A 21277-nucleotide genomic window follows, 5' to 3' on the forward strand; every position below is an offset into this window, starting at 1 on the left:
CGCGAATACAAATACTGGTTAGATATAAATTTGTTTTTCCATAAGATTTGTGTCATAGAAACCGAATAATTCAGTTTTCATGTGAAGACCTCTATGGACCTTTTTGTACCGTGTATCGAAGAACGAGGGAATTAGAATGAGTCTAGAAGAAACCTGTTAGTATACATGATTGGAAAAAATAGAGAAGAACAAAAAATAGCCAGTGAAAACGTGGGCTAAATGGAAGGTGATAGCAAATGTTTGGTTTTGGAGCTGAAATTGGAATTGACCTTGGTACGGCCAGTGTACTTGTGTACATTAAAGGGAAAGGCATTGTACTGCAGGAGCCTTCGGTAGTTGCTATTGATAAGAATACAAATCAACTATTGGCTGTAGGGGTAGAAGCAAGGAAAATGCTTGGAAGAACACCTGGGAATATCGTCGCAATCAGACCGTTGAAAGATGGTGTGATCTCAGATTATGAAGTAACAGAAAGAATGTTGAGATACTTTATTAGCAAGACCTGTGGAAGAAGACGATTTTTCAAACCGAAAATTATCGTATGCGTTCCAAGTGGCGTAACAGAAGTAGAAAAAAGAGCAGTAATCGATGCCACTACGGAAGCTGGTGGTGGAACAACCTATTTGATTGAAGAACCCATTGCAGCTGCCATAGGTGCAGGGATTGATATTTCCAAACCAGATGGTAATATGATCGTAGATATCGGCGGAGGTACTGCGGATATTGCGGTAATCTCTTTAGGCGGTATCGTTGTCAGTGAATCCATTAAAGTAGCTGGAGATAAGTTTGATGAGGCTATCGTCCGCTATATGAGGAAACGACACAATCTATTGATTGGAGAAAGAACTGCAGAAGACTTAAAGGTAAACATCGGAACAGCTTATCCAAGAAGTCAAAATCAGAAGATGGATTGTAGAGGAAGAGACTTGGTATCAGGTCTTCCGAAGACAATCAGTGTCACCTCTGAAGAAATGCAAGAGGCATTAGAAGAGCCAGTAACGGCCATCGCCGACGCGGTCCATTCTGTGCTTGAAAAAACACCACCAGAGCTTGCAGCAGATATTAGTGATCGAGGCATCGTCATGACTGGGGGCGGAGCATTACTTCACGGATTAAATATGTTGATTGAAAAGAGAACAGGAATACCTACCTACATCGCAGAAGATGCAGTCTCTTGCGTAGCCAAGGGTACAGGTATGTCTCTAGAATCTCTTCAAATACTAGAAAAGAGCATGACCAGTAGTAAGACTTTTAGTAGATTGAGATAGCTTTGGTGTTAGTCGTTAGTGGTTAGTAGTTAGTAGTATAAAGGAAATTATGCAAATGTTGCTGTAGGGAACGACGCCTCGTCGTTCAGATATTTTAATATCTATAAAAAATATTTTTAGGGGAGACTTTCGTCTCCCTTATTATTATATGTAGGGGCGAACAATGTTCGCCAGCAGACCCAAGACCCTTCCCAGCACTTGTAGGGGCGATTCACGAATCGCCCGGTGACCCAGGACTCGGCGGTGAACATGTAGGGAACGACGCCTCTGTCGTTCCGAAAAAGACACACATCGGAATATCAATGTACGGGACATACGCGATCGCCCGTAAACTATAGGACTAAAAACCTATATATTCCACAAAAAACATCCTAAACATTTCGTCAAAATATGCCGAAAAATATAAATAGACTATGGACTAACCGTAAAGGGGTTGAAGCTTCATGTTAAGAGGGCTCTATACAGCTACTTCTGCCATGACAACAAACAATAAAAAACTAGATGTTGTAACCAACAACATTGCCAATATCAATACTACAGGCTATAAGAAGGACCTTGTAGTATCTGAAACCTTTCCCGAAGTACTGATTAAAAAAATAGCAGGATCTAGAGACATGATGGATACAGACTTCTTCAAAGGCGTTGAGGTTGCACAAAACGGCAACACTTATGAGATGAAAACCGAAGGTGGATTCTTTCGAACCAAGACGCCATTGGGTATAAGCTACGAAAAGGCCCTCAACTTTGCAGTTAACGAAGAAGGCTATCTGAGTACATATTATCGAGATCAGGACGGAAACGTAGATACCTCTGCAGGCTACCAAGTGCTAGGCAATAGGGGCCCTATCTTTGTAGGGGATGGACAACTAGAAGTAAACGATAGAGGCCAAGTACAGGTAAATGGGAATATTGTAGATAACCTTGTTATGATAGCACCACCAGGGATTATTGGTACATTAAACTCAGGGGTAAGACTAGATAAGATAGAAACAAACCATCACCAAGGACAGCTATACGAAACAGACAATAAGATGGATCTGGCCATCAAAGGAAGAGGCTTCTTCCAAGTGGAAACACCAGAAGGTGTCCGCTACACCAGAGACGGTTCTTTTAAGTTAAATACTGCAGGTGAACTAGTAACCAATGAAGGTTATCCCGTACTGGGATCACAGGGAACTATTCTGATCGAAGGCGCAGAACTGGCTGTATCAGAAAGAGGAGACATCCTGGTAGACGGAGAAACCATCGATTGGTTGGATATGATTGAGATTACCAACGTGAAAGACCTAAGAAAAGACGGAAACAACCTTTACCGTCTAGAAGAAGGTATGGAACTAGAAACTCAACCTTTCACCGGACAAGTACTGCAAGGCTTCCTAGAGAGCTCCAACGTCGACTCCGTAAAAGAAATGGTAGAAATGATCACCCTATTCCGAAACTACGAATCCAACCAAAGAATGATCAAAGCCTACGACGATACTTTACAAAGAACAGTGAATGATATAGGTAAAGTATAATTGTGGTTAGCAGTTAGCCGTTAGCGGTTAGCAGCTTAAAACCAAAAGGTGGTTGATAGATATGAGTAAATTTAAAGAATTAGGTGTATGGGAAAAATCACATAACCTTACTCTACATATTTATAAACTCACTATGCGTTTCCCATCCGAAGAAAAATATGGATTAACTAGTCAGATTCGAAAAGCCGCATCCTCAATACCTGCAAATATTGCAGAAGGACAAGGCAGATCTAATAATAAAGAGTTTATTAACTTTCTTAGAATAGCCAAAGGTTCAGCTACAGAGCTGGAATATTGGTTGCTATTATCACATGAATTACAGTATCTAGATATAAATGAGTACACAGATTTGTTGAAACAGAATCACAAGATATTAGCTATGCTTAATAACTTGATAACTTCACTAAGCAATTTCCCTAAGAAATAAATATCTTTTAGCTAACTGCTAACCGCTAACGGCTAACAAGGGAAAAGAAAAATCTCAGTGAGAACATTAAATACATTGTCACATAAAAACTCAATCAGAGGAGGAACACAAATGCGCGCTCTATGGACAGCTGCATCGGGAATGAAGGCACAGCAATTAAATGTAGATACCATTGCGAATAACCTAGCCAATGTAAATACAACAGGGTTTAAAAAACAAAGAATTGAATTTAAGGATCTTCTATATGAGACATTAAGCAAAACTAACTTAGATCAAGGACAAGGTAAGCCTGTAAACCTAGAGATCGGTCACGGGGTAATGCCTATGGCGACCACAAGATCCTTTACAAGAGGGAACTTAGAGCAAACAAATAACAACCTAGACTTTGCCATCGATGGAGATGGGTTCTTTGTGGTGCGAGATGAAAACGACAACCTATTCTATACAAAAGACGGCAGTTTTAAGTTAAGTGTAGAGGATGATGAGGCAAGACTAGTAACCTCAGAAGGTTATTATGTTCAAGCTGATGGTGCCGATGTGGAACTTGGTTCCGATATCGAAGAGATCAATGTATCCGATCTAGGCATGATTACGATAAAAAGAAAAGGCGAAGAAGATATCGAAGAATTTGGTCAATTAACTTTGGCACGTTTCGTAAACCCAGCAGGTCTAGAATCCCTAGGGAAAAACCTATATGCACCAACAGCAGCATCTGGTGAAGCCATCGAAGCCTTCGAAGGCGAAGCAGGAAGTATCATCCAAGGTTTCCTAGAAACCTCCAACGTACAAATCGTCGAAGAAATGATCAAACTCATCACCGCTCAAAGAGCATACGAAATTAACTCGAAGTCAATTCAAACTGCAGACCAAATGCTAGAGCAAGCGAATAACTTGAGAAGGTAAGTTGAGTTACTAGTTGCTGGTTACAAGTTACTAGTCTATAACCTTATTAAGGAGAATATGATGAGTGATTATAGAAACCTAGAGGTGTGGAAAAAGGCTCATAGCTTAACTTTGGAGATATATAAGATAACAAATAACTTTCCAAGTGAAGAACGTTATGGACTAACTTCGCAGATTAGAAGAGCTTCTTCCTCTGTACCGATGAATATTGCAGAGGGAAGCGGAAGTCTGTATGGAAAAGAGTTTATTAGGTTTTTAGATATTGCTAGGAGATCTACGTGTGAAGTAGAGTATCAGCTATTATTATGTAGAGATATAGGATATATTGATGAAGCAGAATATACTGAACTGAACGTGGCTTTGAGAGAAGTAGCTAGAATGCTTACTGGTTTAATTAAAAGCATGCTTGAAAGCAATAAATAGGTTTTTTTACTAGCAACTAGAAACTAGTAACTAGAAACTACAAGGAGTGTTCCCCATGCGAATAACACCAACAACACCCATCGATTTAAATCAAATTAATATGAAGAAAGCTGAATCCCAGACAGAGCCGTTCAAGAGCATGTTGGCAAAGGCACAAGATGATACCAAAGACAAAAAACAAGATGCCCAAAAACTGATGCAAGCCTGCAAAGACCTTGAATCCGTCTTCGTAAACATGATGTTTAAAAACATGCGTGCCACAGTTCTAAGTGACGGATTCATTGAGAAGAGCTTTGGACGAGAGACATTTGAAGGCATGCTGGACGAGGAAATAGCAAAAACCATCGGAAAAGGTCAAGGTGTCGGCCTCGCCCAACAAATGTACAAACAACTCTCGAGAAATATCAAAATAGAGGATTAGTTCTAAGATGAACTATAATCTTTAGCGAATGGCGAGCAGCGAGAAGCGAGTAGCCAATAAGACGGGCCAGTAGCGAGAAGCGAGCAGCGCCAAAATGAATTGTTACATTTTAAATAAATTTTGGAAAATAAAAAGGAATCATAGAGAAATATGTTGAATAGACAAGAGTTGGAGAAATCTAGCTCTTTTATTTTGTAAAATGTTCTATAAAGTGTATGATTTAACAAAAAACCATATTTTGTTGAAAATTGTGTATAATAGGGGTAAAATTAAAGAGAATATTTTATCAAAACTATTTTTGTAAAAATGTGCCGGTTAACGATATTCAAGATACTAAGAATTTTGTATTACATATATTTTAAAATATGTGCTATTAGTCATTAGCTATAGGCAATGTGCTATGAGCTGAAAAATAAGGAGAGATAAATATGTTAAATAATGTTGAAATCCAAAAGATCATCCCCCATAGATATCCATTTCTGTTAGTTGATAGAATCGAAGAAGTAGAAGCTGGTAAAAGAGCTGTAGGAATAAAGAATGTAACTATCAATGAACCCTTCTTCCAAGGACACTTCCCAGGAAACCCGATTATGCCTGGAGTACTCATTGTTGAAGCCATGGCACAGGTAGGAGCTGTAGCCATGATGTCTTTAGAAGAAAATAAAGGTAAACTGGGTGTTTTCGCTGGAATCGATGAATTACGCTTCAAAAGACAAGTAGTACCTGGAGATACCTTAAGAATGGAAGTAGAAATGATTGCCCTCAAAAGAAACATCGGAAAAGCACAAGCTGTGGCATATGTGGGCGAAGAAATTGCCTGTAAAGGCATCCTTACCTTTGCATTAGTTGACCAGAAATAGCAATAATAATATGATATTTCATTAAAATATGCTTCTGATATTCTTTCTGTCATTCTGAACGCAGTGAAGAATCTAAAGGAGTGGGGCTTCCCTTAGCATGACAGACGAAAAGATTAATTTATATAGCATAGATATTAGAGTATAGCCATAAATGTAGGGGACAGACATGCCTGTTCCGCAACAAAACACAAGATAACAGAAGGGTAGGAATCAAAATGGAAGAAATCTCTTTACGAGAACTCATAGAAATATTATTAAGACAGAAAAAACTAATTATCGGAATCACACTAATCGCTCTGGTTACAGCCTATATAGTGAGTTTCTTCGTGCTAGATCCAGTGTATGAATCAAAAGCTATCTTGATGGCTTCTGGGATTAATAGAAATACACCACAAGTAACAGGACAGAATGAAGGCATACAAGCTCTACTAGATACCATGTCCCAATACCCAGAAATGACCATCGAAACCTATAAGGAACAATTGAGTAACCCACAAATCCTACAACAAACCATCGATGAGCTAAAGCTTGGGGAGATAAATATCACGAGAAGAAGCTTAAAAAACATGATCTCATTAAGTACAATCAAAGATACAAACTTGATAACAATAACTGTCCAATATCACGATAAAAAGGTTGCCACAAATATAGCCAATACCCTTGCAAAGAAATTTACAAACTTTGTATCCGATATGGCAAAAGAGCAGGCAACAAAATCATCAAACTTCATTATGCAGCAGATGGAAGTTGAAAAGGACAATTTAGAAGCAGCCCTATTAGAATATAAGAATTATCTGTCCCAGCCAAGAGGAAAGGGAGAATTAGAGAGTGAGCTTCAATCGAAGCTAGCATTGGTAACCCAATATAAAACCGATATCATAAACACGGAGCTCGAGATTCAAAAAAATAACTCAGCCCTTAAAGCAGCTGAGCAAGCTCTAAAGAACACATCAGATAAAATCACTCTGAATAAATCCCTATCTGATGAACCTTATCTATCTCAGATTGCAGGAGAGAACACAGGAAAAACAACAAAAGAATTATACACCGTGAAAGTACAGTCAGAAGAAATCAATGACGCCTATATTGAGCTGAAGAAGCAAGCGGATTTATTGAAGATTGAGCTAGCAACAAATACTGCATTGAAGAGTAATTTGGAAAAACAAATCTTGAATACCCAAAAGGAATTAGAAGTCCTTCAAGTAGAATTAGCTGAAAAGCAATATGAAGATAGAATCATTAGTCAGAAAGTTGAATTTGCACAGAATACCTATGATTCTTTCCAAGAGAAATACGAAGAAACGAGAATCGCTAAGTCATCTGCCATTGGAGATGCAACTATCATTATTGTTTCACCAGCTGTAGAACCAATGCAGCCTGTTGGACCTAGAAAAGCATTAAATATGGCCATTGCAGGGGTATTAGGCATTATGCTAGCTGTATTCATCGCATTTTTTAAAGACTACTGGAAAAGTTCAGCACCTGTAAAGGCTGAAAATTAGAAAAAAGATATCTTGTAGGGAACAGGCATGCCTGTTCCCCATAATGGAGGCCACCTATGACTACCAAAACAAAGAAAAAAATAGAAGATTTATATAGCATATTGTCTCCTGGACAATATCTAATATTTATTTCCTTATGCATACTGCTCTTTTACCCGCCTTTCTTTAGGGGACTTTTTTTCCAAAAAGAACTTTTGATTACCCATATATTAACCTTTTCTTTATTTACCATTTGGATGATTACAAAATTTAAATCTAGCACTTTTCAACTCATAGATTCTATAACAGATGTATTGGCTCTCGGAGTTTTATTCATGTATGGTATCTCCATATTTTATGGGGTCAATACACGACTAGCCATAGCAGAGTTTCTAAAATATGCAAACTATATCGCCATATTTTTCATGGTGAAGAAATTCAGTATGGAATACCCACAAACGAAAATCAGGATATTAAATGTGCTTTTACTAAGTGGTGCAGTGGTTGCAATCATCGGGGTTGGCAGTGCTATCGGCACCTTTAGTTATAAAGGTGCCTTTGTGGGTGGCAGGATCAACTCTACCTTCCAATACCCCAATGCCTTGGCAGCCTATCTCTTTGCATTGTTTATCCTTGCATTAGGATTGTTGCAAACCAGTAAAAGTGATAAAGAAAAATATTTCTATGGAAGCCTAGCCAACCTATATTTCTTTACCTATATCCCTACCTTTTCACGGGGAATGTGGCTTATGTCACCAATCATTTATTTCATATACCTTATAGTTCTTCCAAAAGGCAATAAGTTGAAGATGTTGTACTATAGCATTATTACTGCCCTGCCAGCCCTTTTACTATCGATACTCTTCATCAGAGGAATAGCAAGTTCTAGTAGCTTTGTCCAGTGGTTGATCTTAATTGGGTCTATGGGGCTCACAGCGGTCTTGATTTATGGATCGGGCAAATTAAATCTTAGTTTCGAAAAGATTTCTTATAAAAAGATGATGACTGCAGGTATCGTTCTAATTGTAGCATTGGCGACAATAGGGACCATTGTACTGAATACTATCCAACCACTGGTTTTATCCAATATGGACAGCCAAGTAGATACTTCCAAAATTCTCACAAGGGAAATACAGAATGTATTAAAGAATAAAGAGTATCGATTAGAAGTAAATGCAATCATTAAAAATCTTCAGAGCAAGGATTACGCTGGGAAAATAGATATTTATAGCATCAATGATAAGGGAGAAGCAGAGGCCCTTACAACGCAGAATGTTATAAAAAGTGAAAAAGTAATACTTCCTTTTGCCACCCTAGATACAACGCAATCTATTAGAGTTCGATTTTTAAATCGATATACAGAAACTGAAGCAGTTTTTGATGAGGCTGCAATATATGATGCTACCACTGGGGAAAAGGTAAAGGACTTAAAACTAAGCTACAAGTTCATACCTGAAAGCATCATTGGAAGAATTAACAGCATCACCGCTGGAGAGAATAGCATGGAGGCTAGATTCTCCTTCTATAAGGATGCCTTTAAGATCCTAAAGGACTATCCCCTATTTGGAGCAGGGGGTGGCGCCTGGGCAACATTATACTTCAAATATCAATCCTATATGTATTGGTCTACCCAAGCCCACAACTTTTTCCTGCAGCTGTTGCTTGAGATTGGAACCATTGGGATGCTTATATTTTTAGCTTTTTTAGGAACTATAGGCTATCACCTATTTAAGAACATAAGGAAAACAGAAGATAGTACACTACAGACAAATTTTCTTAGTATTGCCATGGGCTCTTTAGCCATACTTGTCCATAGTGTGATGGACTTTGATCTATCCCTGGGAGCTATGTCAATTCTGTTGTGGAGCTTATTGGCTATGCTCCCTCAAGATAAAGCTTTCAAAGGAAAAAAAGCTTTTCAACCCAAGCTTTATTCCTATGTAGCAGTGGCATTGACGGTTATCTTTACATTGGGAAGCTTCTCCCTCAATATGGCGCAAGGCTTTGCAAGAGATGGTGTAGTAGCAGTTAATCAATCAGATGGACCAGCAGCCATATCTTATTTTGAAAAAGCCAAGAAATTTGATCCATTTTCAGCAGCTTATCCTTTAGATTTGGCTACGATCTATAGGATGACTGAGAAGAATGAAACATTCTTTGCAAAGATACAAGAGTTAATAGAAGAAGCATCTCATTTAGAACCCTACAGTGCTAAGATTCTTGAAAAATCTGCTGAACTAAGCTTTAATACTGGAGATTATCTAAAAGGGCTGGATTATCTGGATCAGATGACCAGTGTACAGCCTATGAATGTGGACAACTATCTATATAAATCTGAAAGTTATTTAAAAGTCATCAATAGGATGATAGAGGATCAAAACTATCAAGAATTGGAAAGCATCGTAAGAAGAGTACCAAATATAAAAAATCAGTTAGAAATTACAGCAAAAAACTCATTACAACCACTAAAAGCAAGTTCTCAGCTAGTACAGAGCTCTCAAAAACTAGGCTATGTGGTAGAACATCAAAAAAATCCTGAAAAACTTGGAAGGGTTAATGACGTTGAGTTGTATAATCGATTTCAACTGGATATAGACCGCAACCATATTCCTGATAATAGTTGGGTCACAAATAGCGAAAAGGGAAAAGCAGAAATTCAACAATATAAAGAGTACATTTCTTTCATCAATGGGGGAGCAGACTATGGAATGCTCTGGGTGGATAATGTGACAATTCAATCCAACGAAAAGCATGTCTTAGAAATAGAGTACACCAGTACGTTAAAAGATGAAAACCTAGACCTATATGTTTATGACTATTCCAGTGGGAAAGAACAACTCATTGCTAGGTTGGATAATCTGAAACAAAGCAGTGAGTTTACAACCCAAAAGTTTGAGTTTATTGCACCTGATGGAATGGCAGGAGAAAAACAAAGGATAGGGATCGTTCATCGTGGAAATGATCATGGAGTCGTGAATATAAGATTGATGAGCTTGATGAGAGTAGTGGAATAAAGATAGTTGGCAAAGCCTATTAACTTGTTGGCTTAGTCATAATAGGAGAAAGTATTGATAGAAAAATAGTAACAAGACTAAGTGATGACTTAAATGAAAATTATCTTGTTTCATACTTTTTGACATAGTATATTATAAAGACATTTCAATTTAAGAACTAATGAGACACATTGACAGCGTAGGAAGTCCAATTTATAAAAGACATTCAAAATAGTAAGGAATCATTATAAATATCAATTGTTTGGATTTTTCAGTTAATTAGATGTGGTTACTATGGAAGGATAATATATGCTTAACGATAGTTGAACGATGGTTCATCAACTGTTTAACTATTGTTAAAATGAGGGGGTACGACTGAAATGTTTAATAAAATTTGGCTTGCTTCACCTCATATGAGTGATGAAGGTTATGAAATGCAATATGTACAAGAAGCGTTTGATTCTAACTGGATCGCTCCACTTGGACCGAACGTGAATGAGTTTGAAAAGGAACTTGCTGCAAAAGTAGGTTCAAAACATGCCGCAGCGATGTCTTCTGGAACAGGAGCCATTCATCTAGCGCTTAAAGCTGCTGGTGTTGGTGAGGGAGATGTCGTATTCTGCCCTACCCTTACTTTTTCTGCTACAGCCAATCCGATCATCTATCAGAATGCTACCCCGGTCTTTATTGACAGTGATCATAAAACGTGGAATATGGATCCTAAAGCATTAGAGGCGGCCTTCGAGAAGTACGGTGATAAGGTGAAGGCTGTTTTAGTTGTGCATTTATATGGTCTTTCAGCTGATATGGATAGGATCATGGAGATTTGCAGCAAATATGATGTGACAGTCATTGAGGACGCAGCTGAGTCTTTAGGTGCCTATTATAAAGGAAAACATACTGGAACCTTTGGAGAGTTTGGCGTGTTCTCGTTTAATGGGAACAAGATTATTACTACTTCAGGTGGAGGCATGCTTGTCTCTGATAATGAAGAGAAGATTAAAAAAGTTAGATTCTGGTCTACCCAATCTAGAGATGCAGCAAGGCACTACCAGCATAGCGAATTAGGGTTCAATTACCGTATGAGCAATGTCGTTGCTGGGATTGGTAGAGGGCAATTAAAAGTATTAGGTCAGAGAGTAGCTAAGAAGAAATATATCTTTGAGTTTTATAAGAGAGAACTTGGTCAGTTAGAGGATTTAGAGTTTATGCCTATTAATGACTGGAACGAGCCTAATTACTGGTTAAGTGTAATGACATTAAAAGGTAAGGTTAGACCTCTTGATGTTATGGAAGCACTTGAGAAAGAGAATATCGAATCAAGACCTGTGTGGAAGCCAATGCACATCCAGCCATTCTTTGCTGAGTATGATTATGTTGGCGGCGATGTGAGTGAGAAGCTGTTTGAGAATGGTGTGTGCTTGCCGAGTGATACCAAGATGACGGATGAAGATCTTGAGAGAATTTGTGGAATTATAAAGGGACTGTGGTCTTAATAAGAAGTAGGTGCTAATAGATGCAGAGTGAAGTAAAGGAAGACGTTAAAGTTAAAAAAAGCATATACACAAGATTTCTTAAACGACCAATGGACTTCATTTTGTCTTTGATGACAATTATCGTTTTAAGTCCGGTGCTTATAATCGTTGCGGCTCTTGTAAGGTTGAAGCTGGGTAGCCCTGTACTTTTTAAACAGAAAAGGCCAGGGCTTAATGAGAAGATATTCACCATGTATAAGTTTAGGACTATGACGGATGAGAAGGACGAGAATGGTGAGCAGCTTCCAGACAGTGATAGATTAACAAAGTTTGGTAGGATGCTGAGATCCACATCATTAGATGAACTGCCTGAGCTGTTCAATATTCTTAAGGGTGATATGAGTATTGTAGGGCCAAGGCCGTTATTGATTCAGTATTTGGAACTATACAACGAGCATCAAAAGAGAAGACACGAAGTAAGACCCGGTCTTTCTGGACATGCACAGATCAATGGACGTAATTCTATTAGCTGGGAAGATAAGTTTAATCTAGATGTTGAGTATGTAGATAATGTTAGTTTTATTGGCGATTGGAAGATTATCCTTCTTACTATAAAGAAGGTTTTTGTTAAGGAAGGCATCAATTCAGATACATCGGTTACGATGGAGCCGTTTAGAGGAAGCAAGGTAGACAGTTAAAAGAAACGGAATCATACATTTATTACTTCAGAGAGGAATGTGCTGTTCGTGAAAGATATATTGATCATTATTGGTGCAAGTGGACACGGAAAGGTCGTCGCTGACATCGCAATAAAAATGAATAAGTGGCAAAGTATCGCATTCTTCGATGATGACGAGTCAATTAAGGCATCTATGGGGTTAAAAGTCATCGGTAATACTACAGATGCTTATATATATATAGATAAAGCTGATTTCTTTGTTGCTATTGGAAATAATGCAACGAGAGAAAAGGTACAAGAGAAATTGATGGATGAGGGAATGTCTGTAGTTAGTTTAATACATCCTAGTGCAGTTATTGGTACTGATGTTGAAATAGGTATTGGCACTGCTGTGATGGCGGGAGTTGTAATCAACAGCTCAAGCAAAATCGGTAAGGGTTGCATAATCAATACAAGTTCTAGCTTGGATCATGACAATGTCATTGAAGATTATGTGCATATATCTCCTGGGGTTAATTTGGCTGGAACAGTGAAAATAGGCAAGGGAAGCTGGATTGGAATTGGAAGTGTTGTAAGCAATAACGTGAACCTCTGCAGTGGTTGTAAAGTAGGTGCAGGTGCTGTAGTGGTTAAGGATATTACTGAATCTGGGACATATGTTGGGGTTCCGGTGAGGAGAGTTGTTAGATGAATGTATTATTTCTAACATTATTAGATTTTTCAACAATTAATGAAAATGGCATATATACAGATTTAATGCGTGAATTTGTCAAAGATGATCACGATTTATATATTATTTCTCCAACAGAAAAAAGAAAAAATGAGCCAACAAGATTGATTGATAATGGCAAAGTGAAAATATTAAAACTTCAAATTGGAAATACACAAAAAACAAATCTAATAGAAAAGGGAATCTCGACATTAACGCTTGAGTCAAAGTTTAAGATAGGAATAAAAAAGTACTTTGATGATGTGAAATTTGATTTAGTTTTATACTCAACACCACCTATTACACTACAAAAATCAGTCGAGTTCATTAAAAAAAGAGATAATGCTAAAACGTATTTACTTCTTAAAGATATATTTCCTCAGAATGCAGTGGATTTGGGTATGTTCAAAACTTCAGGGGTTAAGAGCTTAATCTATAAGTTTTTTAGGAATAAAGAAGAGAGATTATATAAAATTTCTGATTATATAGGATGCATGTCGAATGCAAATGTGGAGTTTCTTTTAAAACATAATCCATCAATACCTAATGAGACTGTGGAAGTATGTCCTAATAGCATTGAACCAATAGATATTGATATTTCTGAACACGAAAAAAAGCAAATTAGAGAGAAATACAATTTGCCGATTGATAAAACTATTTTTATATATGGAGGCAACTTAGGGAAGCCACAAGGGATAAATTTTTTGATTGATTGTGTAAGAGCTAATGAATATAATGAGAATTCATATTTTTTCATTGTTGGTTCAGGAACTGAGTTTGTAAAGCTGCAGTATTTCTTTGAAAGAGAAAAGCCCAAGAATGCTATGTTGAGGAGCCAATTACCAAGAAATGATTACGAACTCTTAGCAAATTCTTGTGATGTAGGCTTAATATTTTTAGATAGTAGATTTACCATACCAAATTTTCCGTCTAGGCTTCTTTCGTATATGCAGTCATCCATGCCTGTTTTAGCTGCGACTGATATAAATACAGACATTGGAAAAGTGATAGAGAGTGGCAGTTTTGGATATTGGTGTGAAAGTGTTGATGTTGATAAATTTAATCAACTAGTTAATAAATTATGTGATGTAGAATTAAAACTAAAGCTAGGTAAGAATGCAAGAAAATATCTAGAAAATTATTATAGCGCAAAGAATGCATATGAGATAATTATAAAACATTTGAAAAAATAGAAGAGAGGTAATCAGATGTTTAATGGAAAGACTTTACTAATCACAGGTGGAACAGGATCTTTTGGGAATGCAGTAATGAAAAGATTCTTAGATATAGACATTAAAGAAATTAGAATTTTTTCTCGTGATGAGAAAAAACAGGATGATATGAGAAAACTCTACAAGAATGATAAATTGAAGTTTTATATTGGGGATGTTAGAGATCTTGCAAGTGTTAAGAATGCAATGCATGGTGTAGATTATATTTTCCATGCAGCAGCCCTTAAACAAGTACCTTCCTGTGAGTTCTTTCCACTTGAAGCAGTTAAAACAAATGTGTTAGGAACAGATAATGTATTATCTGGTGCTATTGAGATGGGAGTTAAGAAGGTTATCTGTCTATCTACTGATAAGGCTGCTTATCCAATTAATGCGATGGGCATCTCAAAGGCGATGATGGAAAAAGTGTTCGTAGCAAAAGCAAAGACTGTTGATCCTGAAAGAACGCTTATCTGTGGTACGAGATATGGAAATGTAATGGCATCTAGAGGATCAGTAATTCCATTATTTATAGATCAGATTAAGAACGGACAACCTCTAACCGTTACAGATCCTAATATGACAAGATTCTTAATGAGTCTCGAAGAGGCTGTTGAGCTTGTTGTTTTTGCATTCCAAAATGCAGAAGCAGGAGATATCATGGTTCAAAAATCACCTGCATCAACTATAGGGGACCTGGCTCAAGCAATTAAGGAGTTATTTAATGTAGATAATGATATAAAAATTATCGGTACGCGGCATGGTGAAAAAAGATATGAAACACTGCTTACTAAAGAAGAGTATATAGTAGCACATGATATGGGAGGATTTTTTAGAGTTCCAGCTGATAAAAGAGAGCTTAACTATGATAAATATTATACCAAGGGTGATCACGATCTATCTTGCGACAAAGAGTACAATTCCGATAATACAGAAAGGTTAAATGTTAGACAGATTAAGGAAAAATTATTAACACTTGATTACGTTAGAAAAGAATTAGGATATACAGTAGATAAAAATGAGGCAGCGATGACAACTGTTGTATCTGAGTAAAACAGAAAGGCTGATTGATTGATGAATATTCTAGTAACTGGTGCAAGAGGGTTCATAGGGAAGAATCTCATAGCTGAATTAAGAAATAGAGGGTATAAAAACATTTTTGAATATGACAAAGAAACAGACCTAGCTTTACTTGACAAATACTGTAAGGAAGCTAACTATGTATTTCACCTAGCGGGTGTAAACCGCCCTAAAGAGCAGTCGGAGTTTACGGAAGGTAACGTTGGCTTTACTTCAATACTATTAGATACATTTAAGAAGCATAATAACACTTGTCCAGTCATGATTGCATCTTCTATTCAAGCAGAACTGGACAATCCATATGGCAAAAGTAAAAGGGCAGGGGAAGAACTTCTATTTGCACATGGTAAAGAAACAGGAACTGAGGTACTTGTATATAGATTTCCTAATGTTTTTGGAAAGTGGTGCAGGCCAAATTACAATAGTGCCGTTGCCACGTTCTGTCATAATATCGCACATGACTTACCTATTCAAGTGAATGATCCAAGTGTAGTGATGAATCTTGTTTATATAGATGATGTGGTTGATGAGCTTATTAATGCTCTAGAAGGTAATGAAAATAAAGTAAATTCATTCTGTGAAGTACCCGTCGTATATGCTATTACTTTGGGTAAAATAGCAGACCTAATATACTCTTTCAAGAAAAGCAGAGAAGAACAGTCGGTTCCTGATATGTCTAATGCTTTTATAAAAAAACTCTACAGCACATATTTAAGTTATTTACCAGAAGATCAATTTGGCTATGATCTTAAAATGAATGTGGATCAAAGAGGCTCATTTACAGAATTTATAAAAACTCCAGATAGAGGCCAAGTTTCTGTAAATATATCAAAGCCAGGTATTACAAAAGGTAATCATTGGCATCATACAAAAAATGAGAAGTTTTTAGTTGTCAGCGGAAAAGGGGTCATTCGCTTTAGGAAAATAGACTGCGATGAAATAATAGAGTATTTTGTAAGTGGAGATAAGATGGAAGTAGTAGATATTCCAATAGGCTACACGCATAACATTCAAAATTTAGGAAATACAGATATGGTAACTATTATGTGGGCTAATGAGCCATTTGATCCTGAAAAACCCGATACTTACTTTTTGGAGGTATAACTGATGAAGAAGCTAAAAGTCATGACGGTCATAGGTACAAGACCAGAGATTATTAGACTATCAGCTGTTATTAATAAATTAGATAAATCAAAAGCAATTGAGCATATACTTGTCCACACAGGCCAGAACTATGATTATGAGCTCAATGAAGTGTTTTTTAAAGACTTCAATTTGAAGAAGCCAGATTACTTCCTGAACGCTGCAACAGGTAAAGCAGTAGAAACAATAGGAAATATTCTTATTAAGATTGATCCTATATTAGAAGAAGTAAAACCTGATGCGCTTCTTGTACTAGGAGATACGAACAGCTGTCTATGTGCCATTGCAGCTAAGAGAAGACATATCCCCATCTTCCATATGGAAGCAGGGAATAGATGCTTTGACCAGAGAGTACCTGAAGAGACAAACAGAAAGATTGTAGACCATACAGCAGACATTAACTTAACCTATAGTGATATTGCTAGAGAGTATCTGTTAAAAGAAGGTCTTCCAGCAGATAGAGTCATTAAAACTGGTAGTCCGATGTTCGAAGTTCTTCATTCAAGAAAAGACGATATTGAGAAATCAGATGTATTGGAAAGACTAGAGTTAGAAGAGGAAAAGTACTTTGTTATTTCAGCTCATAGAGAAGAGAATATTAGTTCTGAGCAAAACTTTATGGATCTAGTAGATAGCTTAAATACGATTGCAGAAAAATATCAGATGCCATTAATTGTGAGTACCCATCCTAGAACGAGAAGAATGATTGAAGCGAAAGGTATTGAGTTTAACCCTCTAGTAATTACAATGAAGCCACTTGGATTTAATGACTATGTGAAGCTTCAGAAGTATGCTAAGGTGGTATTAAGTGATAGTGGTACTATTAGTGAAGAGTCATCAATTCTTGGATTTAGAGCACTGAATATTAGGCAATCCCATGAAAGGCCAGAAGCAATGGAGGAAACATCAGTAATGATGGTGGGGCTTAAGAAGGATAGAATTCTTCAAGGACTGGAAGTATTAGAAACTCAAGAGAAAAATTCTCTGAGATTGGTAGCAGATTATGGTATGCATAATGTGTCGGATAAAGTGTTGAGGATTATTTTATCTTATACAGATTACGTAAATAGAGTTGTTTGGGGGAAATAGGATGAAAAAAAAAGTCCTAATAATGGCGGGTTACTATTTACCAAGTATAAAAGGCGGAGGCCCTATACAGTCAATTAAAAACATTGTTGATAATTTGTCTGATAAATTTGATTTCTATATTGTCGCAGCTGACAGAGATCTTGGAGATGACAAGCCATTTGAAAATATTACTGTTGATCAATGGGTTCTGGTAGGAAAAGCTAATGTGTATTATACTGATATTTCAACATTAGGCTTTCAAAAAGCGAAGAAGATTATTGACAGCTCAAAGTGTAAAATCATGTATTTAAATAGCTTTTTTGATTATAAATTTACAACGATACCTCTTATATTAAACAAGATAAATGAAATAAATGTTAATAAAATCATCGTTGCTCCGAGAGGGCAATTTTCTCCTGGCGCACTTGGATTAAAAAGCATAAAAAAGAAACTTTTTATAAAAACAGTAAAAATGATAGGTCTGTACAGTAACCTATGTTGGCACTCAACAGCTGGTCTTGAAAAAGAGCATATCCGATCAATATTCAAAAATGAGATTAATATAGTTGTAGCAAATAATTTAACTGCTAACTACAAAAAATTAACTTATGAAAAGAATCTGAAAAAGGTAGAAGGAGAATTAAAAGTAGTTTTTGTATCCAGGATTCACCCCAAAAAGAATTTAAACCAAGCATTAGATTTTTTTCGTGAAATAAAAGGAGAAGTCATTTTTAATATTTACGGTCCAATTGAGGATAAAGAATACTGGGAAAAATGTAAAAGGTCAATTGCTTCTCTTCCATCAAACATTAGAGTGGAATATCAAGGTGTTGTTAAGCATGAAGAGATTATAAAAGTTTTCAAGAAACATCATATCTTTTTATTTCCTACTTTAGGAGAGAATTTTGGACATGTAATTTCGGAAGCAATGATTGGAGGTTGTCCAGTAATAGTTAGTGATCAGACTCCGTGGAGAAATTTGGAGAAAATAGGCGTGGGTTGGGATGTAGAAATATCTAATGCAAAAAAATATGTACAAATATTGCAATATTTGGTAAATATAAATGGAGATAAGTATAAAGAAATCTCAAGCCGAGCTTTTGAATATGGAAAACTAAATTCAACAAATTCAGAAAATATTAATGCATATATCAGTCTATTTGACTTATAAGAAGTATCTGAAAAACTAAATCAAGAGGTGAGATTAATGAAAATAACCATAGCAGGGACAGGTTATGTTGATCTGGCCAATGCAATACTCTTAGCTCAGCATAATGAGGTAATTGCGCTCGACATCATCTAAGAAAAAATAGACATGATTAACAATAAGAAGTCTCCGATAATTGATCCAGAGATGCAGGAGTACCCAGCAACAAAGGATGTAAATCTAACAGCAACAACTGATGATTTCGAAGCTTCCAAAGATACAGAATATGCTGTCATTTCAACGCCTACAAATTACGATCCAGAGAAAACTACTTTAATACAAAAACTGGTGAGGCAGTTATCGCAAATGTTCTTTCAATAAATCCTGATGCTGGAATGATTATTAAATCAACTGTTCCAGTGGGATATACTGAATCAATAAAAGAAAAATTTGATACAGAAAAAATCATCTTCTCACCTGAGTTCTTGAGGGAAGGAAAAGTGCTTTATGATAGTCTTTATCCGTCTAGGATTGTTGTAGGAGAGCAATCTGAAAGAGCAAAAGTGTTTGGTGAACTCCTAGCTCAAGGGGAGATCAAGAAAGATATTCCAATTCTTTATACAGATGCTACAGAAGCGATTAAATTATTTGCTAATACTTATCTTGCCATGAGAGTCGCTTTTTTTAATGAACTTAATTCTTATGCTTAAGTAAGAGGGCTCAATACGCAGCAGATTATTGGAGGTGTTGGCCTTGATCCTCGTATAGGTGATCACTACAATAACCCTTCATTTAGTTATGGTGGATATTGCTTACCAAAGGATACGAAGCAACTTCTGGCAAATTATCAAGACATACCCCAGAATATTGTGACAGCTTTTGTAGATGCAAACAGAACAAGAAAAGATTATATTGCTGATATGATAATAAAAAGGTAACCAAAGATTATCGGAATTTATAGACTTACCATGAAGATGGATTCCGACAACTTCCGTCAGTCCGCAATTCAAGGTGCTATGAAGCGCATTAAAGCGAGGTCGTAGTGTATGAGCAAGCACTACATGAAGATGAGATCTATCATTCAAGGGTTATCAAAGATTTTGACGAATTCAAGAAAATCTCTGATATGATCGTAGCAAATAGATTATCTGATGAGAGTAAAGATGTTGTGGACAAAATATATACTAGAGGTTCATTTAGTAAAGATTAGTGTGAAAAATCAACAATAATAACTGTTTTTTAAAACAAAATGATTGTTTAATACTAACGTCGTTAAGGGTGAATGTTATATGAATGTGACAAGACATAAGTTATTCAAGTATTTAATTGTATACTACTGGTTTTTATCAGTATTTGTTGATTATAATCCAGCTAGTTACACCAACTCTGGAATCAAGTATTATTTACTTGTAGTTCCTGTAGCCTTGTTTATCATTATGAATTTTGACCGTATAATTAAAAAAAAGATTCGGGTTGAATCTCTACTATTGATTCTGTTTGTATTAACAGCTATAGTATTTAGTATTATCAAGATTGATATTGAATCAATTATTGATATTACAATATGGACTTTACCTTTAATTATTATTTTTAACTCTGACTATACTGTTGATTTGTGTTTATTAAATAGACTATTTATTCTAACTATTATCGCGGGAGTTATTTATTATCATCTTGGAATTAATGACTTTGGGTATCTCCCAGGTCAAACTTTTAGGAATTTACATCAAGGGCTATGGTGGAGAATATCCATATTTCCGTATCGAACTCCACCTGCGACGGGGATGTTTTCATTGGTTGTATTATTCGCCAATTACTATAATAATAGCAATCAGAAGTCGAGATTATTTTTTATTGCAATAACACTTTATTTTCTTGTTTTAAGCGGATCAAGGACAAGTGTATTAATTTTATTAATTATTATGGCAACATTTATTATTCGTAAAGCAATTGTAATTAAAGGATATGTATTTACAAAAGTTATGACGATAATACCAGTAGTTTTATTATTAATGATTTTTATTTTTCCAAACATTCTGTTAAAACTAAATTTTGAAAACAAATTATTAAATAGCTTAATTTTTAGAAGTACGAGTTCACTGCAAAATATTGAAGAATTACAAAGCACTTTGAATAGACAAAATATTTGGCAGCAATATTTTGATTTATATAAAGAGAGTCCGATAATTGGAGTGCATAGTGATATGGTTTCAACTATAGGTCAGACAGAAACTATGATTATGAAGTATTTAGCGCAATTTGGAATTTCTGTTTTTTTTCTTATAATATATTTCTATCGAAAAGCAAAAGTAGCAGTGATTAATAAAAATGATTTTGCTTTCTCGATGATTAGCATGGCTGTTATTTTAATGATAGCTTATTCTAGTTTTTTACTTCCTTATAACATTATATATTTATTAATATGGAGTCAAATTAATTATTCAAAAAATTATGTTTAATAACGATACTTAA

At 36.0% G+C, this 21277-nt stretch carries 22 protein-coding genes; all 22 read left to right on the forward strand.

The genetic code is table 11. The features are described 5' to 3' along the window. Positions 1 to 236: 236 nt before the first annotated feature. The 22 genes from K0R93_RS02825 (at position 237) to K0R93_RS02915 (ending at position 21264) form a co-directional block, all read left to right on the forward strand. Positions 237 to 1268: a rod shape-determining protein gene (locus K0R93_RS02825; RefSeq protein WP_300297260.1), complete on the forward strand. Its 1032-nt coding sequence runs from the start codon at positions 237 to 239 to the stop codon at positions 1266 to 1268. Between the two features lie 443 nt (positions 1269 to 1711). After that, on the forward strand, positions 1712 to 2785 hold the full coding sequence (locus K0R93_RS02830) for a flagellar hook-basal body protein (RefSeq protein ID WP_300297262.1): 1074 nt from the start codon (positions 1712 to 1714) through the stop codon (positions 2783 to 2785). Between the two features lie 61 nt (positions 2786 to 2846). Continuing rightward, the gene (locus K0R93_RS02835) at positions 2847 to 3212 is read left to right on the forward strand and encodes a four helix bundle protein (protein WP_300297265.1); all 366 of its coding nucleotides are present in this window, start codon (positions 2847 to 2849) and stop codon (positions 3210 to 3212) included. Positions 3213 to 3323: 111 nt separating this feature from the next. Continuing rightward, positions 3324 to 4115 carry a flagellar basal-body rod protein FlgG gene (gene flgG / locus K0R93_RS02840; RefSeq protein ID WP_300297267.1) on the forward strand — a complete coding sequence of 264 codons (792 nt, stop codon included), beginning with the start codon at positions 3324 to 3326 and terminating at the stop codon, positions 4113 to 4115. 60 nt (positions 4116 to 4175) lie between these two features. Further along, on the forward strand, positions 4176 to 4538 hold the full coding sequence (locus K0R93_RS02845; RefSeq protein WP_300297269.1) for a four helix bundle protein: 363 nt from the start codon (positions 4176 to 4178) through the stop codon (positions 4536 to 4538). 55 nt (positions 4539 to 4593) lie between these two features. Then, complete coding sequence (locus K0R93_RS02850) at positions 4594 to 4959, forward strand: rod-binding protein (RefSeq protein ID WP_300297272.1); 366 nt, start codon at positions 4594 to 4596, stop codon at positions 4957 to 4959. Between the two features lie 428 nt (positions 4960 to 5387). Then, the gene (gene fabZ / locus K0R93_RS02855) at positions 5388 to 5819 is read left to right on the forward strand and encodes a 3-hydroxyacyl-ACP dehydratase FabZ (protein ID WP_300297274.1); all 432 of its coding nucleotides are present in this window, start codon (positions 5388 to 5390) and stop codon (positions 5817 to 5819) included. A 215-nt stretch (positions 5820 to 6034) separates the two neighbouring features. After that, complete coding sequence (locus tag K0R93_RS02860) at positions 6035 to 7321, forward strand: GumC family protein (protein ID WP_300297277.1); 1287 nt, start codon at positions 6035 to 6037, stop codon at positions 7319 to 7321. A gap of 56 nt (positions 7322 to 7377) precedes the next feature. Continuing rightward, positions 7378 to 10314 carry an O-antigen ligase family protein gene (locus K0R93_RS02865; protein WP_300297280.1) on the forward strand — a complete coding sequence of 979 codons (2937 nt, stop codon included), beginning with the start codon at positions 7378 to 7380 and terminating at the stop codon, positions 10312 to 10314. Positions 10315 to 10673: 359 nt separating this feature from the next. Next, the gene (locus K0R93_RS02870; protein ID WP_300297283.1) at positions 10674 to 11789 is read left to right on the forward strand and encodes a DegT/DnrJ/EryC1/StrS family aminotransferase; all 1116 of its coding nucleotides are present in this window, start codon (positions 10674 to 10676) and stop codon (positions 11787 to 11789) included. A 20-nt stretch (positions 11790 to 11809) separates the two neighbouring features. Then, the gene (locus K0R93_RS02875) at positions 11810 to 12466 is read left to right on the forward strand and encodes a sugar transferase (protein ID WP_300297286.1); all 657 of its coding nucleotides are present in this window, start codon (positions 11810 to 11812) and stop codon (positions 12464 to 12466) included. A gap of 39 nt (positions 12467 to 12505) precedes the next feature. Further along, positions 12506 to 13138, forward strand: coding sequence for an acetyltransferase (locus K0R93_RS02880; RefSeq protein WP_300297289.1), 633 nt, complete (start codon positions 12506 to 12508; stop codon positions 13136 to 13138). Next, on the forward strand, positions 13135 to 14349 hold the full coding sequence (locus K0R93_RS02885) for a glycosyltransferase family 4 protein (RefSeq protein ID WP_300297292.1): 1215 nt from the start codon (positions 13135 to 13137) through the stop codon (positions 14347 to 14349). The genes K0R93_RS02880 and K0R93_RS02885 overlap by 4 nt, the downstream gene beginning before the upstream one ends. Positions 14350 to 14364: 15 nt before the next feature. Next, positions 14365 to 15420: a polysaccharide biosynthesis protein gene (locus tag K0R93_RS02890; RefSeq protein WP_300297295.1), complete on the forward strand. Its 1056-nt coding sequence runs from the start codon at positions 14365 to 14367 to the stop codon at positions 15418 to 15420. Positions 15421 to 15441: 21 nt separating this feature from the next. Continuing rightward, complete coding sequence (locus K0R93_RS02895; protein WP_300297298.1) at positions 15442 to 16551, forward strand: capsular polysaccharide biosynthesis protein CapF; 1110 nt, start codon at positions 15442 to 15444, stop codon at positions 16549 to 16551. Between the two features lie 3 nt (positions 16552 to 16554). Then, positions 16555 to 17679, forward strand: coding sequence for a non-hydrolyzing UDP-N-acetylglucosamine 2-epimerase (gene wecB / locus K0R93_RS02900; RefSeq protein WP_300297301.1), 1125 nt, complete (start codon positions 16555 to 16557; stop codon positions 17677 to 17679). 1 nt (position 17680) lies between these two features. After that, a complete protein-coding gene (locus K0R93_RS02905; protein WP_300297304.1) occupies positions 17681 to 18829 on the forward strand; it encodes a glycosyltransferase family 4 protein in 1149 nt (382 codons plus the stop codon). Between the two features lie 144 nt (positions 18830 to 18973). Then, the gene (locus tag K0R93_RS19260; RefSeq protein ID WP_442870166.1) at positions 18974 to 19186 is read left to right on the forward strand and encodes a hypothetical protein; all 213 of its coding nucleotides are present in this window, start codon (positions 18974 to 18976) and stop codon (positions 19184 to 19186) included. A gap of 14 nt (positions 19187 to 19200) precedes the next feature. Beyond that, positions 19201 to 19515, forward strand: a complete 315-nt coding sequence (locus K0R93_RS19265; protein ID WP_442870167.1) for a hypothetical protein — start codon at positions 19201 to 19203, stop codon at positions 19513 to 19515. A 54-nt stretch (positions 19516 to 19569) separates the two neighbouring features. Continuing rightward, positions 19570 to 19743: a hypothetical protein gene (locus K0R93_RS19270; RefSeq protein ID WP_442870172.1), complete on the forward strand. Its 174-nt coding sequence runs from the start codon at positions 19570 to 19572 to the stop codon at positions 19741 to 19743. Positions 19744 to 19847: 104 nt separating this feature from the next. Next, on the forward strand, positions 19848 to 20015 hold the full coding sequence (locus K0R93_RS19275; RefSeq protein ID WP_442870168.1) for a hypothetical protein: 168 nt from the start codon (positions 19848 to 19850) through the stop codon (positions 20013 to 20015). A 79-nt stretch (positions 20016 to 20094) separates the two neighbouring features. Further along, entirely contained in the window at positions 20095 to 21264 is a 1170-nt protein-coding gene (locus K0R93_RS02915) for an O-antigen ligase family protein (RefSeq protein ID WP_300297307.1), read from the forward strand. Positions 21265 to 21277 lie beyond the last annotated feature (13 nt).

This window comes from Anaerosolibacter sp. (assembly GCF_029240175.1).
GTDB lineage: Bacteria > Bacillota > Clostridia > Peptostreptococcales > Thermotaleaceae > Anaerosolibacter.

Bases quoted from the DNA above. Each gene is read 5' to 3' on its own strand.
- K0R93_RS02825 (WP_300297260.1), top strand. From the start codon at position 237: ATGTTTGGTTTTGGAGCTGAAATTGGAATTGACCTTGGTACGGCCAGT.
- K0R93_RS02830 (WP_300297262.1), top strand. From the start codon at position 1,712: ATGTTAAGAGGGCTCTATACAGCTACTTCTGCCATGACAACAAACAAT.
- K0R93_RS02835 (WP_300297265.1), top strand. From the start codon at position 2,847: ATGAGTAAATTTAAAGAATTAGGTGTATGGGAAAAATCACATAACCTT.
- flgG (WP_300297267.1), top strand. From the start codon at position 3,324: ATGCGCGCTCTATGGACAGCTGCATCGGGAATGAAGGCACAGCAATTA.
- K0R93_RS02845 (WP_300297269.1), top strand. From the start codon at position 4,176: ATGAGTGATTATAGAAACCTAGAGGTGTGGAAAAAGGCTCATAGCTTA.
- K0R93_RS02850 (WP_300297272.1), top strand. From the start codon at position 4,594: ATGCGAATAACACCAACAACACCCATCGATTTAAATCAAATTAATATG.
- fabZ (WP_300297274.1), top strand. From the start codon at position 5,388: ATGTTAAATAATGTTGAAATCCAAAAGATCATCCCCCATAGATATCCA.
- K0R93_RS02860 (WP_300297277.1), top strand. From the start codon at position 6,035: ATGGAAGAAATCTCTTTACGAGAACTCATAGAAATATTATTAAGACAG.
- K0R93_RS02865 (WP_300297280.1), top strand. From the start codon at position 7,378: ATGACTACCAAAACAAAGAAAAAAATAGAAGATTTATATAGCATATTG.
- K0R93_RS02870 (WP_300297283.1), top strand. From the start codon at position 10,674: ATGTTTAATAAAATTTGGCTTGCTTCACCTCATATGAGTGATGAAGGT.
- K0R93_RS02875 (WP_300297286.1), top strand. From the start codon at position 11,810: ATGCAGAGTGAAGTAAAGGAAGACGTTAAAGTTAAAAAAAGCATATAC.
- K0R93_RS02885 (WP_300297292.1), top strand. From the start codon at position 13,135: ATGAATGTATTATTTCTAACATTATTAGATTTTTCAACAATTAATGAA.
- K0R93_RS02890 (WP_300297295.1), top strand. From the start codon at position 14,365: ATGTTTAATGGAAAGACTTTACTAATCACAGGTGGAACAGGATCTTTT.
- K0R93_RS02895 (WP_300297298.1), top strand. From the start codon at position 15,442: ATGAATATTCTAGTAACTGGTGCAAGAGGGTTCATAGGGAAGAATCTC.
- wecB (WP_300297301.1), top strand. From the start codon at position 16,555: ATGAAGAAGCTAAAAGTCATGACGGTCATAGGTACAAGACCAGAGATT.
- K0R93_RS02905 (WP_300297304.1), top strand. From the start codon at position 17,681: ATGAAAAAAAAAGTCCTAATAATGGCGGGTTACTATTTACCAAGTATA.
- K0R93_RS19260 (WP_442870166.1), top strand. From the start codon at position 18,974: ATGATTAACAATAAGAAGTCTCCGATAATTGATCCAGAGATGCAGGAG.
- K0R93_RS19265 (WP_442870167.1), top strand. From the start codon at position 19,201: ATGATTATTAAATCAACTGTTCCAGTGGGATATACTGAATCAATAAAA.
- K0R93_RS02915 (WP_300297307.1), top strand. From the start codon at position 20,095: ATGAATGTGACAAGACATAAGTTATTCAAGTATTTAATTGTATACTAC.